Genomic DNA, 14,647 nt, shown 5'->3' on the forward strand with positions numbered 1-14,647 from the left:
GGCGATGGCGGACACCAGGCTGATCCAGAGCCGGTACCGACTGCTCGATCTGATCGGGCGCGGAGGCATGGGCGAGGTGTGGCGCGCCCGCGACGAGTCGCTCGGCCGCCACGTGGCCGTCAAATGCCTCAAGCCGATGGGGCACCAGCACGACCAGTCCTTCACCCGCATCCTGCGCGAACGCTTCCGCCGTGAGGCCCGAGTCGCCGCCGCGCTCCAGCACCGCGGCGTCACCGTCGTCCACGACTTCGGTGAGCACGAGGGCGTTCTCTACCTGGTGATGGAACTCCTCGACGGCCGTAACCTCAGCCAGCTCCTGGAGGACAACAAGCAGCATCCGCTGCCGGTGCCCGACATCGTCGACATCGCCGAACAGGTCGCCGACGCACTCGGCTACACCCACCAGCAGGGCATCGTGCACCGCGACCTCAAGCCCGCCAACATCATGCGGCTGGCCGACGGCACGGTGAAGATCTGCGACTTCGGCATCGCCAGGCTGGGCCACGACATCGGCTTCACCTCCCGCCTCACCGGTACGGGCATCGCCATGGGCACCCCGCACTACATGTCGCCCGAGCAGATCAGCGGCGGTCATGTCGACCACCGCAGCGACCTCTACTCACTGGGCTGCGTCCTGTACGAGATCGCTACCGGAGCACCGCCGTTCGACCTCGAAGACGCCTGGGCCGTTCTCGTCGGACACCGTGACACCCAGCCCGAACCACTGCGCAGCCACCGGGCCGAACTCCCCGGATTCTTCGACCGCGTCGTCCTGGAACTGCTGGCCAAGACCCCGGAGGAGCGGCCCGTCGACGCGGGCGACCTGCGGCAGCGGATCGCCGTCGGCCGCACCGGCGAGCAGCCGCAGCTCCAGCCCACGGGACAGGTACGGCTCGCGCCGCCCGTTCCCGTCATGCGTCCCGGGCAGGAGCTGCCGGCCTGGACCCGCGGCATGACCACCGGACACAAGGCGTCCGGCGCCCTCGGGATCGTGCCGCCCGACCACTCCGCGGGCCTCACCGGCGAATGGACCACCGGCACCGACATGCGACACCTCACTGGCGAACTGCCACAGGTCAGGGCCGAGCGGCCGACCCCGTCGCCGGAACTGCTCTCCATCCTCGCCAACCGGCACAGCGCGGGCCTCGACCTGGGCAGGCTCGGCCACTGGGAGGAGGCCGGCGAAGTACACCGTGCGGTCGCCGCCGAACGCGAGCACGCCCTCGGCCCCGACCACCCCGACACCCTCTCCAGCCGGTACGAGGTCGGCTTCACCCTCAGCCGCACCGGGCGAGCGTCGGACGCCCTGCGGGAGTTCGGCCGCGTCGCCCAGGGGCGCGAACGCACCCTGGGACCCGACCACCCGGAGACCCTCGCGGCCCGCCAGGAGATGGCGTACGTCCTGGGCCGGCTCGGCCGGCACTTCGAGGCCCATCAGGTGTACGCGACCGTTCTCGCCTCCAGGGAACGGTCGATGGGCCCCGACCACCCCGACACCCTGCGCTGCCGCCACAACCTCGCCTTCAATCTCAGCCGGCTCGGCCGCCTGGAGGACTCGTACCAGATGGCCAGGGATGTGGCGTCGGCCCGTTCCCGCCTGCTCGGTGCCGACCACCCCGACACCCTGGTCACGCTCTACGAAGTGGCGTACACGCTCGGCCGGCTGGGACGCTGGACGGAGGCCCTGCAGACCTACCGCGAAGTCGCCCAGGCCCGGTCGAGGTCGCTCGGCGCCGACCATCCCGACACGCTCTCCGCCCGCTACGAGGTCGGTATCAGCCTCGGCCGCCTGGGCCGCAGCGCGGAGGCCCTGGAGCTGTACCGCGCCCTCGTCGACGACCGGACCAGGGTAGGCGGCCCCGCCGACCCCGAGACGCTCCGCGCCCGCCACGGCCTCGGCGTCAATCTGGGGCGCCTCGCCCGCTGGGAGGAAGCGCTCGCCGAGGCGCGCGACGTGTGCGCGGTCCGCGAACGCGTCCTGGGCCCCGACCACCCCGACACTCTCGTCAGCCGCCGCGAGGTGGCCGTCGGCCTCGGGTGGCTCGGCCGCTGGGCCGACGCCCTCACCGTCTACCGCCAGGTCGCCGCGGTCCGTGAACGTGTCCTGGGCGCCGACCACCCCGATACCCTCGCCGCCCGCAACGACGAGGCACACTGCCTGGAGCAGCTCGGCCGGGGACCGGAGGCTGTAGAGCTGTACCGCCGGGTCGCGGCGCTGCGCCGCGGGCGGGGAGTGTCCCCGCACTGAGCGGACACCACAGCCTCTGGTCAGGTGCGATCGTCCCGTGCTACGAAGGGTCATGCCCGCACCCGACAGCTATGACGCTGTGATCGTGGGCGGCGGCCACAACGGTCTGGTCGCCGCCGCCTACCTCGCCCGCGCCGGACAGTCCGTCCTGGTCCTGGAACGCCTCGCCACCACCGGCGGAGCGGCCGTTTCGACCCGCCCCTTCGACGGGGTCGACGCCCGACTGTCGCGCTACTCGTACCTCGTGTCCCTGCTGCCACAGAAGATCGTCCGCGATCTCGGCCTGGAATTCGCCGTACGCAAGCGGACCGTCTCCTCATACACCCCGACCGTGCGCGGCGGCCGCGCCACCGGGCTGCTCGTCGGCGGGGACCGCACCCGGGACTCCTTTGCCGCGCTCACCGGCTCGGACCGGGAGTACGAGGCGTGGCAGCACTTCTACGGCATGACGCGACGCGTCGCCGAGCGGGCCTTTCCGACACTCACCGAACCTCTGCCGACGCGGGACGCGCTGCGCGAGCGGATCGGTGACAAGGATGCCTGGCGGACACTCTTCGAGGAGCCCATCGGTGTCGCAGTCGAGAAGAACTTCCATGACGACCTCGTACGCGGAGTCGTTCTCACCGACGCCCTGATCGGCACCTTCGCCGACGCGCACGATCCGTCCCTGCTCCAGAACCGCTGCTTCCTCTACCACGTCATCGGCGGCGGAACCGGCGACTGGGACGTCCCGGTCGGCGGCATGGGCGCGCTCACCGACGCCCTCGCCCGTGCCGCCCGCGAGGCCGGGGCTCAGATCCGCGTACGGCACGAGGCGACCCATATCGAGACCGACGGCACACGGGCCGAGATCACCGTCCGCTCACCCGAGGCGGAACACGTCGTCACGGCCCGCACGGTCCTGGTCAACGCCTCGCCGCAGGCGCTTGCCGCGCTCCTCGGGGACGAGCCGCCCACCCCGGCCGAGGGCGCGCAGCTGAAGGTGAACATGCTGCTCACCCGGCTGCCCCGACTGCGTGACCACTCAGTCGACCCGCGCGAGGCCTTCGCCGGCACGTTCCACATCGCCGAGGGGTACGGGCAGCTCGCCGACGCCTACCGGGACGCGGCGGCGGGCCGACTGCCCGCCGCCCCGCCGTCCGAGATCTACTGCCACTCGCTGACCGACCCGTCGATCCTCGGCCCCGACCTCGCCGCCCGCGGCTACCAGACCCTCACTCTCTTCGGCCTGCACACCCCCGCCCGGCTCTTCGCCGCCGACAACGCGGCGACGCGCACCGAGCTGCTGACGGCCACGCTCGCCGAACTCGACGCGCACCTGGACGAGCCGATCACCGACTGCCTGGCACGCGACGAGAACGGCGAGCCGTGCATCGAGGCGAAGACACCGCTCGACCTCGAACAGGATCTGCGGCTGCCCGGCGGCCACATCTTCCACCGGGATCTCGCCTTCCCGTACGCCACCGAATCCACCGGCCGGTGGGGTGTGGAGACGGCGCACGCCAATGTGCTCCTGTGCGGGGCGGGCGCCGTACGCGGTGGCGGGGTCAGCGGGGTTCCCGGCCACAACGCCGCGATGGCGGCGCTGGGCCGGTGACCTCTTGCGCTAGCGTCCGAACACGCCGCGCAGCGCGTCGCGTTTGCGCGGCAGGTCGTACTCCGCGCCGCCCTCGTGCCCGTTGTACGTGAACACCTCGATCTCGGCCGGACCCGCATAGCGGTGATACGCGGCGAACACCGTGGACGACGGGCAGATCCTGTCCATCAGGCCGACCGAGAACCACGCCGGAGCGGTCGCCCGCGTCGCGAAGTTGACCCCGTCGAAGTAGGACAGGGTCTCCATCGCCTCGTCGATCCGGAAGCGGTGCCCGGACAGCCAGCGGGCGATCTCCGCGTACGGTCCGGCGTCCGTGATCTGCGAGGCGCGCCGGTAGTGGCAGAGGAACGGCACATCGGCGACCGCGGCCGCGATGTCGTCCCGCAGCCCGGCGACGGCCAGCGCCAGCCCGCCGCCCTGGCTGCCCCCGAGCACCGCGACCCGGGACGCGTCCACCGCCTCATGGGCCTTCGCCGCGTCCACCGCCCGCACCGCGTCCGTGATGAGCCGCCGGTAGTAGTGGCGGTACGGGTCCTCGATGCCGCGGGTCAGGAAGCCGGGGGAGGACGAGCCGTGCCCGTCCGGACCGATGTCAGGGGTGTCCGCGGTGTTCTTGCCGCCGCCGCCCTGGCCCCGGTTGTCCATGACCAGATGCGCGTAACCGAGTGCGCTCCAGGTCAGCCAGGAGTACGGAATGCCCCGGCCGCCGTTGTAGCCGATGTACTGCACCACGGCGGGCAGCGGCCCGGAGCGCACCTTCGGCAGCATCAGCCATGCCTTCACGGGCTGCCCGCCCCAGCCGCGGAACGTCACATCGAGCACATCGACGGTCGCGAAGCCGGCGTCGTACGGGACGAACTCGGCGGCCAAGGGGTGGCGGGCCGTTTCGGTGAGCGTCTTCTCCCAGAAGGCGTCGAAGTCGGCCGGCTCCTCCGGTTCCGGCCGGTAGTCGCGCAGCCGGTCCAGATCCATGTCGAACAGCAAGGGTCTAGCTCCTCTTCAGGGTGAGGTTGAGGGTTGCACCGTGGCGTTCAGCGGTCTCGGCGGTGATCCGGATGCCGTTGCCGGTGGGTGCGGCGCTGACACCCGGATCGGCGGAGACGACGGTCAGACCGCGTTGCGCCAGGTCCAGGACCACCGAGGACCGCAGCTGCGTCGGATCGGACAGTGACACCTTCACCGTCTTTCCGACCGGCCGTACGAGCACCGAGGCGGGACCGTCCGATGCCAGGTTCTGCGCGGTGCCCGCGGTCCAGAAGTTCGCGGCGACCAGTCCGTCCGCGCAGCGGCGTACCGCATGCACGGCGGTGGAGCGGGCGATCAGCTTCACCGGAGGCGCGGACGACCACTGCTTCGTACGCTCGGCGGAGGCCGCCGGGGCCTGCAGCCAGAAGTAGCCCGCCCCGCTCGGCGCGGTGCCGTGGTCCTGCCACAGCGTCAGATACGGGCGGGTGACCGGGGTGTCCGTGCCGTACTTGAGGTTGATCTCGCGCCAGGTCGCGGTGCGGTCCTCGCGCAGGCCGTGGAGCGTGGCGGGCTCGGGGAAGACGTAGCCGCCGGTCCCGGCGACATGCAGCCACCGCACCTGGTCGAGCTCTGCCGACCAGCCGGCGTCCGTGGGCGCGGCAGTGCCGTTGACGAGCAGGGCTGCCTTCGGGTCGCGGAGCTTCCGGTTCTCCACGACCGTCTCGGCCGTGCCCGCGTCGGAGGTGATGCCCGAGCCGACGCAGGCGACCACATCGTCCAGGCAGAACCAGCTCTTCAGCCCGTGCAGCGAACTTCCGTACGCCCACAGCTCCATGCCGTACGCACCGAGCGTCGTCCCGGGCAGTGCGGTGCCGCCCGCCCAGTCGGCCGTGCTGGTGGTGCGCTGCCCCACCGCGTCCGCGGGCCGGCCGGCGATGACGGTGGTACCGGGCAGCCGGGTCGGGTCGACGGTCGGCCAGTAGTCCTCGCTGTAGTGCCCGAGATCGTCGGTGTAGAGCAGGGCCATGCCGTCGGAGAGGTGCCAGGCGTGCAGATTCTCGTTCTGGATCGACTCGTAGTTGTAGATCCGGGACGAGTACGCGGAGATGCCCAGCGCGAAGGACGGCCGGTGGTGGGCCGCCTTGTCCATCCGCGGGTGCTGCTTGTGCGCGATCAGCGGACCACGCGCGGGGACCGGGGAAGCGATGACCTGCCGGGCGGCGACGAGCGAGGCGAGGTCGGTGACGGCCAGGAAGTCCCGGTAGGTGTCCTCGGCGATCCACTGCTTGACCAGGGCGGTGAACCGGTCGGCCGTCTCGCCGGGGAAGCTCGGGATCAGTCGCACCACCGCTTCGATGACCGTCTGCGCCGAGACATGGCCCTGCTTGCTGGGGCGGGCGATCTCGCGCCCGCACACCGATGCCATCACATCGCCGCGCGCCAACAGCGGGTCGAAGCCGTCGTCGACCCAGCTGCGGACGTTGTCGAGATCGGGGTCGGTGACCGTCCACGCCGTCCCCGCGAGGAGGTTCAGCAGCCGGGAGAGGTTGTTCAGCAGCTCCTTGCCGTACCCCCCGTTGTACGGGTGCTTGTAGTGCTGGAGGAACGAACCGTCGGAGTAGAAGCCCTCGCCGGTACCCTCCGCCGCCGCGCCCTCGTCGTTGAAGGCGAGGACACTGTTGGCACCCGAACCCTCGACGTCCGAGAGAGCGTCACGGACCCGGGCCAGATCGTCACCGTTGTCGCTGAGCACGGCGTTGACGGCGACGACGGTGGAGATCCACACCCGGTTGGCGCCGGTCGCGATCTGCCGGTCGGCCCGCCAGAGGTTCGGGTCGGGCGTGTAGTGCCGTACGGCGGTGTTGATCCGGCCCAGCCGCTCCGTGCCGAGCGCGTCGTACAGCAGCACGGACGCGTCGTTGAGGGCGAGCGCGGAGCCGATCTCCCAGTCCCAGTCGTTGTCGAACCGGGTGTGTCCGGGGCCGTACCGGTTCGTCAGCATCCAGTCGATGCCGGCCAGCAGCAGATCGCGCAGCGCGGTGTCACCGTACTGAGGGGTGCCGGGCACGGCCCACGCGGTCGCGACCGTGGCGAGCCGCTTGAACGATGTCGTGACGTGGTTGGAGAGCGTGATGCTGGTCAGATCGGGGAACAGCCCGTCGGTACGGGTCGGGTCGAGGCCCTTCACCGAGGTGGTGGCGGCCTTGCCGATCCTGGCCACGGCTGCGGAGATCTGAGGGTCCGTCAGGTCGAGCCCCGGGCCGCCGGTGAGCAGGGTGTGCCAGCGGGTGCGCAGCGAGGCGGCGTCATCGACGACGGCGTCCCCGGCCGCCGCGTGCGCGGGAGCCGCGGTGAGCGTGAGCGGCAGGGCGGCGGCTGCGCCGAGCACCGCCGCCCCGGCGAGAACGGTGCGCCGGGTGGCGCCCGGAGTGGTGCGTGGGTTCATGATGCGGCCCTCACTGAAGGTGTCGGCGGTCGACGGCCGCGGCCAGCGCGGCATGACCGGCGGGGTTGGGGTGCAGTCCGTCGCCGCTGTCGTACGCGGGCAGCATCCGCGACGGTTGTTCCGGGTCGCGCAGTGCCGCGTCGAAGTCGGCGACGGCGTCGAAGACCCGGCCGGTCCGTACGGCCGCGTTGACCTGCTGCCGTACCGCTTCCAGCTCCGGCGTCCAGCGGGTCCAGCCCCCGAACGGGGTGATGGTCGCGCCGACCACCCGCAGCCCGGCGTTACGGGCGCGAAGCACCAGCTGTCGGTACCCGGCAAGGACCCGCGCCGGATCGGTCTGGCTCGGCGGCTGCTGGAGGTCGTTGACGCCGAGATGGACGAGTACGGTCCGCAGCCCCGGAAGCGACAGCACATCGCGGTCGAAGCGCGCCTGTCCGCTCGGCCCGAACCGGGCGTCGTCCAGCAGCACCCGGTTGCCGCTGATGCCGAGATTGGCGACAGCCGCACCGGGAAGGCGCCTGGCCAGTTGGTCGGGCCAGCGCAGATCGGCGTCGTCGGGTGTGCCGACGCCCTCCGCTATGGAGTCGCCGAGCACCGCGATCACCGGCCCGTGCGCACCCGTCACCTCGACACCCGTCAGCAGGAACACCGATGTGGTGCGCACGCCGTCGACGGTGTGCGAGGCATGGGTGTTGCGGTGGAAGGACAGCGGCCCGGTGGGGCCGGGGAGTCGGGTCTCCACCGTCAGAGCCGCCCCTTCGGCGGTACGCAGACCGGCGACCGGGTCACTGGTCAGCGAGGCACCCGCGGCGATCCACGCCTGCGCTCGCCCGCCGAACGTCACCGGCCGGCCGGCCGCCGTCACAGGGCCGATCAGGACCGGAACCGTGCCGAAGGCGTGCCCGTAGCGCAGCCGGACCGTTCCACCCGCCGACAGCCGTACGTCGGCGGTGAACGTGCCGTCGGTCAGCCCGGCGCTCGCCACCGCGTCGGTGGCGGTCGGCGCGGTCTGCGCGGTCGCCCAGGACGTCGTCCAGCGCGACCGGCCCATGCCACTGTTCGACGCCACGGCGGCCTGCGCCCCCGGCGCCGTCGCGGCGACCGCCGCCAGCCCGGCCGCCGCCGTCAGTACCCCGCGTCTCGCGGGTCCCCGCCCGCTCACTGGGGGCACGCACCGGTCGGCGTGTACTCGCTGCCGTAGGTGCCGACCGCGTCGCCACCGGTGTTGCCGCTCATCGTGTTGGTGCACACCGGACCCTGCGGGGTGCGCATGAACTTGATGCCGCCGCCCGCGTTACCGGTGATGGTGTTGCCGTAGACACTGGTGTCGATGCCGTCGGTCGCGGTGTCGCCGCCGAGCCGGATGCCCGCGCCGACGTTGTCGTGAATGGTGTTGTAGCGGAGGATGTTGCCGCTGCCGCGCGCGTCCAGCCCACCGGAGCTGGAGTCCTTCTGACCGCTGCAGTCGTTGTACTCGACGTAGTTGTTGGTCGAGTTCTCCTTCACATCGACGCACTCATTGCCCTGGGTGGCGATGGTGTTGTGGTGGATGCGGTTGTTCCTGCTGATGTCGGGGGCCGCGTCCGGGGCGCCGTTCGCCCCCTGCTGCTCGGGGGCCGTGCCGAGGTAGATGCCCTCGCCGTTCTTGCCGCCGCCGCCGAACTTGAAGTCATTGACCCCGCAGTCGCTGATCGTGTTGTCGGAGATGTCGGCGCCGGTCACCAGATAGCGCACCCGCAGGCATTCGTCGGCGGCGTTCTTCAGTGTCATTCCGGTGATCCGCAGACCGCCCACACCATTGCCGGGAGTTGTGCTCATGACATAGATGAGTTTGAGGCGGTACCCCGACACATCGGTCGACGATCCGTGCAGCCCGTCCACGGTGAAACCGCTGAGTGTCGTCGAGTCGTGCTGCACCTGAATGATCCGGGCGTCGCCGGCCCCCTTCACCACGGCGTTCGACGGGCCGGTGATGGTGATTCCGGCGCGCTTGGTCACGACGTCCTGCTTGTACGTGCCGGCGGCGAGATTCACGACCGAGCCCGTCGGTGCCAGGTCGACCGCTCTCTGGATCGTGGCGAGCGGGGCGCTCGCCGACGTACCGGCGTCGGAGTCGCTGCCGGACGGCGACACGTAGTACGCGGTGGCGGCTTCGGCGGCCACGGACGTCGGGGGGAAGACGAGCGGGGCGCCCGCGGCGAGCGCGGCGACGAGAGTGGTGCGTAGTACACGGCTCATGGGGTGTGCCTCCTGGGGTCTGCGAAGGACAGAGCGAGTAGTACGGGGATGCTGGGGCCGAGGAGCAGGGGCCCCAGCGGTACGACGAGGGAGAGCAACGCGGCGGAGATCACCGCGCCGAGCAGTGCGGTGCCACGGGCCGCGGACCCGAAGCCGAGGGCCAGCGCACCGCGCGACCAGGTGCGGACCGTCCCGTGCGGTGACCGGCCCGCTTCGGCCGCGAGCGCAACATGATGGACGACCAGAGCGGCCGCGATGCCCACCTGCGCGGCGAGGAGTACGAACGTCCACGGCTCCGGACGGCCCAGTAGATAGACGATGTTGGCGCTCAGGACGATCCCTGCCGCGGTGGACGCCAGACAGTGGCGCCACAGGGCCTGCCAGTACTTCGGGAAGGCGCTGAACGCGTTGGTGAAGCAACGGCTGTCACCCTCCGCCCGCCACCGCTGCAGGGCGTGCCCCATTGCGGCGAGCGCGGGCAGCCAGGTCACGACACCGAGCGACAGCACGGCGAACGCGGCCCCGGCGGCGGCCGGGTAGGCCACGAACTCCAGCCGCCGCAGCAGTGTCGGCCAGCCGGACGAGAGGGTTGCCTGCATGATCAGCCGACCTTTCCTGTGTACGGCTCCGGGGCATCGAGCAGCACGCGGCCGTCCAGCTCCAGCCGGGTGGCCGCCACCACATACGGCGCGCAGCCGTCGCCGCCGAGCAGCACCGCCGCCGCATCGGCCGAGACGGCGGTGGTGCGGATGCGTCGGGCGACGGGGGAGAGGAGCACGGTCTCCTCGCCGAAGGTGATGCCCTCGCCCTCCACGCACACGACCCGCTCGGCGGCGACCGGTCCGCCGCCCGGGGTGATCACGGTGAGGAAGAGACCGTTCGACGTCCGGGCGGTCGTCGAACGCAGCGTGTGCAGCGTGCGGGTGAGGCGCAGCTCCGGCGTACTCGACGTCGGATTGGCCTCGACCTCCGTGGCCTCGGAGACTACGGAGCCGTCGAGCGGCGCGAACTGCCGCACCAGCGCCGAGGCCGCCCCGGACCGGATCAGCCGACTGCCGTCCGGCTGTGGCTCGGTCGGCCGGTCGGTCTGGAGCAGGAACGTCCATTCCCGCTCCGCGTCCGCCTCGGCGAGGTCCAGCAGTACGAGCCGCCCCGACGGGGTGAACACCAGCGTCCGGTCCAGCCGCCGCACCCCGAGAGCGGGGTCGTACATCGCCGCGATCTCCGCCGTGGCATGCGCCCAGCCGCAGTCGGGGGCGGCGAGCACATCTCGCTGCCGGGCCTGCCGCTCGTACGGGATGTCCTTGTAGACGTGGTAGCGGTCCTCGTCCGCGTACCCCTGTCCGTCCACCAGCAGCAGATTGTGGTGCGCGGCCTGCTTGCGGTTGCTGTAACCCTCGTCGACCGCGAGGAACGCACCCTGCGAGACCAGCACGAACGAGCCCGAATCGGGGTGGTGGTGACCCTGGTTGAGGGTTTCCCAGCCCCGGTCGGCCCGGTGCTTCGCCGAAGTCTCCCACGCCTTGTGGCCACCTCCGGGGCTTGCCTTGAACGAGACGAGCGTGGCGTCGTCGTCCCAGCCGGTACGGGCCGCGAGCAGACCGAGGTCCGGGAAGAAGGCCCTGGTCTCGGTGGGGCGGGTGCCGGCCACGGACGGGTCGTACCAGAGGTATTCGAGGTAGGCCTCCGGCAAAATCCCGGGCCGAACCCCGCTCTCCGCTGCTTCCTGCCACAGCAGTTCACCCGAGGCGAGATCGCCCATCCACTGTGCCTCCGGGATGCCGTACTGCGCGGCGAGACGGTAGTACAGAGCGGCGCTGTGCCCGCTGCGCCGGTCGTGGCAGTCGCCGTGGTCCACATTGAACGCGAAGCCGGGGGCGGTCTGGTGCAGCCGGTAGCGGAAGGTACGGGAGAGGAAACCGCCCCGCCCCCACCAGTCGATGCCCTCCGCCTCCTGGAGAAGATCCAGATGGATGGCGAGAAAGGGCACGCCGTAGCGCCAGTACACGACACCCTCGGCGTGCGAGCCGTCCTCGGGCATCAGATCGAGGACCGTGCCGAGGTTGTCCTTGGCACGCTCGGTCCATTCCTCCTTGCCCAGCACATATCCGGCCGTCGCCAGACCCGCATAACAGATCCAGTTGTGGTTCTGCCAGTACGACGACGACCACCAGCCGCCCTCGCTCGCCACCGCGAATTCGTACATCCGCCGCCCCTGGAGCAGCAGCTTGTACCGCAGTAGTGCCCGCACCCCGTCCGGCAGATCGTCGCCGATCCACCGGTACGCGAGCGACAGATGGTGCAGCAGCCAGCCTGCGTCCAGATCGTGGTCCGGCATATGGGCCTTGCCCCAGTGCGGCAGCCGCACCGCGGCCTCGATCCAGCGGCGGCTCTCCGCCAGATGGGCGGGGTCGCCGCCGACCCGGTAGGCCAGCGCAGGGTTGGAGGCGGCCGGGCCCAGCCAGGTGATGCTGGCCAGAGGGTGCGTACGGGGCGGGGTCAGCCCGCGGTGGCGGGCGGCCTCTTCGTACAACCGCACCTCCTGCGCGGGGCGCGGACCGGGCGGCGGGGTCGCCGAGAGCAACAAGGGTCAGTCCTCCGTCCGGAACCGTGCGGTGCTGCCGTCTGCCAGCGCGACCGTCAGCAGTCCGTCACCGTCCAGCTGTACGTCGGTGACGGCAGGGCCCGCCGACGCCGCCTGATACACCGAGGCGAATATGATCCGGTCCGACTTCGCGATGAAGTCGACCCGGGTACGCATGCGCTGCGGATCGTCGGCCGGGCCGGGGCCGGGCCGGGTGAGCGGACGCACGGCCGCGCCGAGGGTGTGGGTGTGCCAGCCGTGCAGGGTCTCGTCGCCGTACCAGGTGGTGCGCACCGGACCCGCGGCCTGGAGCTGGATGTCCAGCGCGACACCGGGACGCAGCTGTGCGGTGAGCTGTCGTTCGTCCTCGGCGGCCACGGTCAGCAGGTCGACCAGATAGCTGTCGCCGAGCGCGACCTGCCGCACCGCGCGCACACCTTCGTACGCAGTCGTCACCTCGGCAGTGACGCAGGAGCCGTCCCAGCCGAGCAACCTCCCGGTGCACTCGGCCTGTTCCGCGCCGTCCACCCGAAAAGTGGGGTGCGCCTCGGTCGATGCGTACAGATCACGGAACTCGGCATGGGCGTAAGGCACTTGACCTGGGTCGGGCTGCCACGGGGTGGTGTTCCCGTACAGATACAGCGACAGTTTGTCGCGGTGCCCGTGCGAGCCGCCGTGCGGACCGAAGTCCAGCAGTGCGTGGACGCCCGCGTGGTGCAGCACCGCGTATCCGGCGGTGGGGAACACCGTGACCGGCGTCGGCGCCGGACGCTCCGGCAGCGGGGGTCCCGCGAACCATCCGCCCAGCTCGCGGTCGAGCCCGTCGTCATGTGCGCCGAGTTCGGCGCGGGCCCGCCCTGCCACCGCATCGAGAGCGGGGGAAGGAACCAACTGCTGTGCCAGTGCCACAAGTTCGAGCCACTCCAGCGCGAGCGGACCGCGCAGATACGGGCCGTCGTGCAGTGCGGGCAGAATGCCGCCCGGAGTGGCGATCGTCGCCAGTACGTCCGTCATCGCGGCCAGTACATTCACCACATCGGACGGAACGGCCGCAGGGTCGGTGCAGCGCAGCGCCAGCAGTGCGGCCCGCAGCACGAACCCGTGGTAGTAGGTGCTGCCCTCCCACTCCCAGCCGTCATCGGCGACCGCGACCCGCAGATGCGCATACAGCCCGTGCTCGCCCTCCAGCCACTGCTCGGCGCCGTCCCACTCCTGGCCACGGGCCGCAGCGGCACCCCGACTCGCCGCCACACCGGCCGCGTTGAGCCACGCGGTGTAATTGGAGGCGAGGTGGCCCTGACCGGTCAGCACGTTCCGGGCGTCCAGCGCGGCCCGCTCCAGGTCGTCGAGGAGCGGCAGCACCGCCGCCAGATGTTCCGTGGATTCCTCGGCGAGCGTGATCACGGTGTGCCCGATGTTGACAGCCCAGATGGCGTCGGTCAGCGCCTGATGGAAGAGCCGGCCGCGCAGCATCCAGGTCTGTGCCTCGCCGTGCCGTTCGGTGGCGAGCTCGGCGTACAGACCGGCGTACTCGACGAGCCGCTCCACCGCCTGAGCACGCTCGCCCCGGTGGGCGAGCACCCGCAGGTGCCGCGCCCACGCCTGGTGCGACAGCACCAGCCAGGCGCCGCGCACCGCCTCGTCGTCCACCCGGCAGCCGTACGCACACGGCGCACCGCCCGCCGGGAAGACCCCGGCGAGCAGGTCACCGTGGTCGAGTTCCACACCGTGCGCCGGGCAGACGTACGCGTGCCACCAGCCGCCGCGCTCCCGGGCGATGCGCCTCAACGCGGCCACACGCCACCGTCGATGTCCACCGTGGTGGCGGTGAGGAAGCCGGACGACGGCGACGCCAGATGCACGACCGCGGCGGCGACGTCCTCCGGGGTGCCGGCCCGGCCGACCGGGATGCCCGCCTCCATGGCCTGCTGCGCCTCGGGCGCGGTGAACGTGTCGTGGAAGGCGGTGCCCTTGATGAAGCCGGGCGCCACGGTGTTGACCGTGATGCCTGTGCCGCCGAGTTCCTTGGCCAGGCCCTTGGTGAAGCCGCGGACACCGGCCTTGGCCGCCGCGTAGGCGACCGAGCCGGGGCCGCCGCCGTTGTGCGCGGCCAGCGAGGACATGGTGATGATGCGACCGGCCGACGACTTCGTCAGCTGCGGCAGCGCGGCCCGCACGGTGCGGAAAGTCGACGTCAGATTGGTGGAGATGACCTGTTCGAAGTGGTCGTCGGACATCTCGGCGATCGTGGCCCGGCCGATCAGGTGGCCCGCGTTGCAGACCAGGACGTCCAGGCCGCCGAGGAAGCCGGCCGCCTCCTCGACGAGCCGGTCCACATCGCCCGTCACGGTGACATCGGCCTTGAACGCTTTCGCCCTGCGGCCCAGCGCCTCGATCGCGGAGACCGTCTTCGCGGCCTCGTCGCCGGAGGAGTGGTAGTGGACGGCGACATCGGCGCCGGCCTCGGCAAGAGCGACAGCGATGGCGCGGCCGATTCCGTGGCCCGCCCCTGTCACCAGTGCGCGGGAGCCGTTGAGATCAGCAGACATGAAGTGAAAACCTTTCGAT

The 14,647-nt window shown here is 71.2% G+C and carries 10 protein-coding genes; 2 read left to right on the plus strand and 8 right to left on the minus strand.

All coding sequences use genetic code 11. From position 1 onward, the window contains the following. The first annotated feature begins 4 nt into the window (after positions 1–4). A complete protein-coding gene (locus OG609_RS39230) occupies positions 5–2,248 on the plus strand; it encodes a serine/threonine-protein kinase (protein ID WP_327277161.1) in 2,244 nt (747 codons plus the stop codon). 52 nt (positions 2,249–2,300) lie between these two features. After that, positions 2,301–3,845, plus strand: coding sequence for a phytoene desaturase family protein (locus OG609_RS39235; RefSeq protein ID WP_327277162.1), 1,545 nt, complete (start codon positions 2,301–2,303; stop codon positions 3,843–3,845). Between the two features lie 9 nt (positions 3,846–3,854). On the opposite strand, the gene OG609_RS39240 is transcribed toward OG609_RS39235, so the two are convergent. The 8 genes from OG609_RS39240 to OG609_RS39275 are packed head-to-tail and all read right to left on the minus strand — an operon-like array spanning position 3,855 to position 14,628. Then, on the minus strand, positions 3,855–4,829 hold the full coding sequence (locus OG609_RS39240) for an acetylxylan esterase (RefSeq protein ID WP_327277163.1): 975 nt from the start codon (positions 4,827–4,829) through the stop codon (positions 3,855–3,857). Positions 4,830–4,833: 4 nt separating this feature from the next. Beyond that, a complete protein-coding gene (locus OG609_RS39245; protein WP_327277164.1) occupies positions 4,834–7,257 on the minus strand; it encodes a polysaccharide lyase 8 family protein in 2,424 nt (807 codons plus the stop codon). 10 nt (positions 7,258–7,267) lie between these two features. Then, entirely contained in the window at positions 7,268–8,419 is a 1,152-nt protein-coding gene (locus OG609_RS39250; protein ID WP_327277165.1) for an SGNH/GDSL hydrolase family protein, read from the minus strand. Next, the gene (locus OG609_RS39255) at positions 8,416–9,495 is read right to left on the minus strand and encodes a right-handed parallel beta-helix repeat-containing protein (RefSeq protein WP_327277166.1); all 1,080 of its coding nucleotides are present in this window, start codon (positions 9,493–9,495) and stop codon (positions 8,416–8,418) included. The genes OG609_RS39250 and OG609_RS39255 overlap by 4 nt, the downstream gene beginning before the upstream one ends. Then, positions 9,492–10,094 (minus strand): DUF624 domain-containing protein, encoded by a 603-nt coding sequence (locus tag OG609_RS39260; protein ID WP_327277167.1) that lies wholly within the window; start codon positions 10,092–10,094, stop codon positions 9,492–9,494. Before OG609_RS39260 ends, OG609_RS39255 begins: the two co-directional genes overlap by 4 nt. 2 nt (positions 10,095–10,096) lie before the next feature. Further along, positions 10,097–12,082, minus strand: a complete 1,986-nt coding sequence (locus OG609_RS39265; protein ID WP_327277168.1) for a hypothetical protein — start codon at positions 12,080–12,082, stop codon at positions 10,097–10,099. A 3-nt stretch (positions 12,083–12,085) separates the two neighbouring features. Then, entirely contained in the window at positions 12,086–13,876 is a 1,791-nt protein-coding gene (locus OG609_RS39270; protein WP_327277169.1) for a heparinase II/III domain-containing protein, read from the minus strand. Then, entirely contained in the window at positions 13,864–14,628 is a 765-nt protein-coding gene (locus OG609_RS39275) for an SDR family NAD(P)-dependent oxidoreductase (RefSeq protein ID WP_327277170.1), read from the minus strand. The genes OG609_RS39270 and OG609_RS39275 overlap by 13 nt, the downstream gene beginning before the upstream one ends. Positions 14,629–14,647 lie beyond the last annotated feature (19 nt).

It is taken from the genome of Streptomyces sp. NBC_01224 (assembly GCF_036002945.1).
GTDB lineage: Bacteria > Actinomycetota > Actinomycetes > Streptomycetales > Streptomycetaceae > Streptomyces.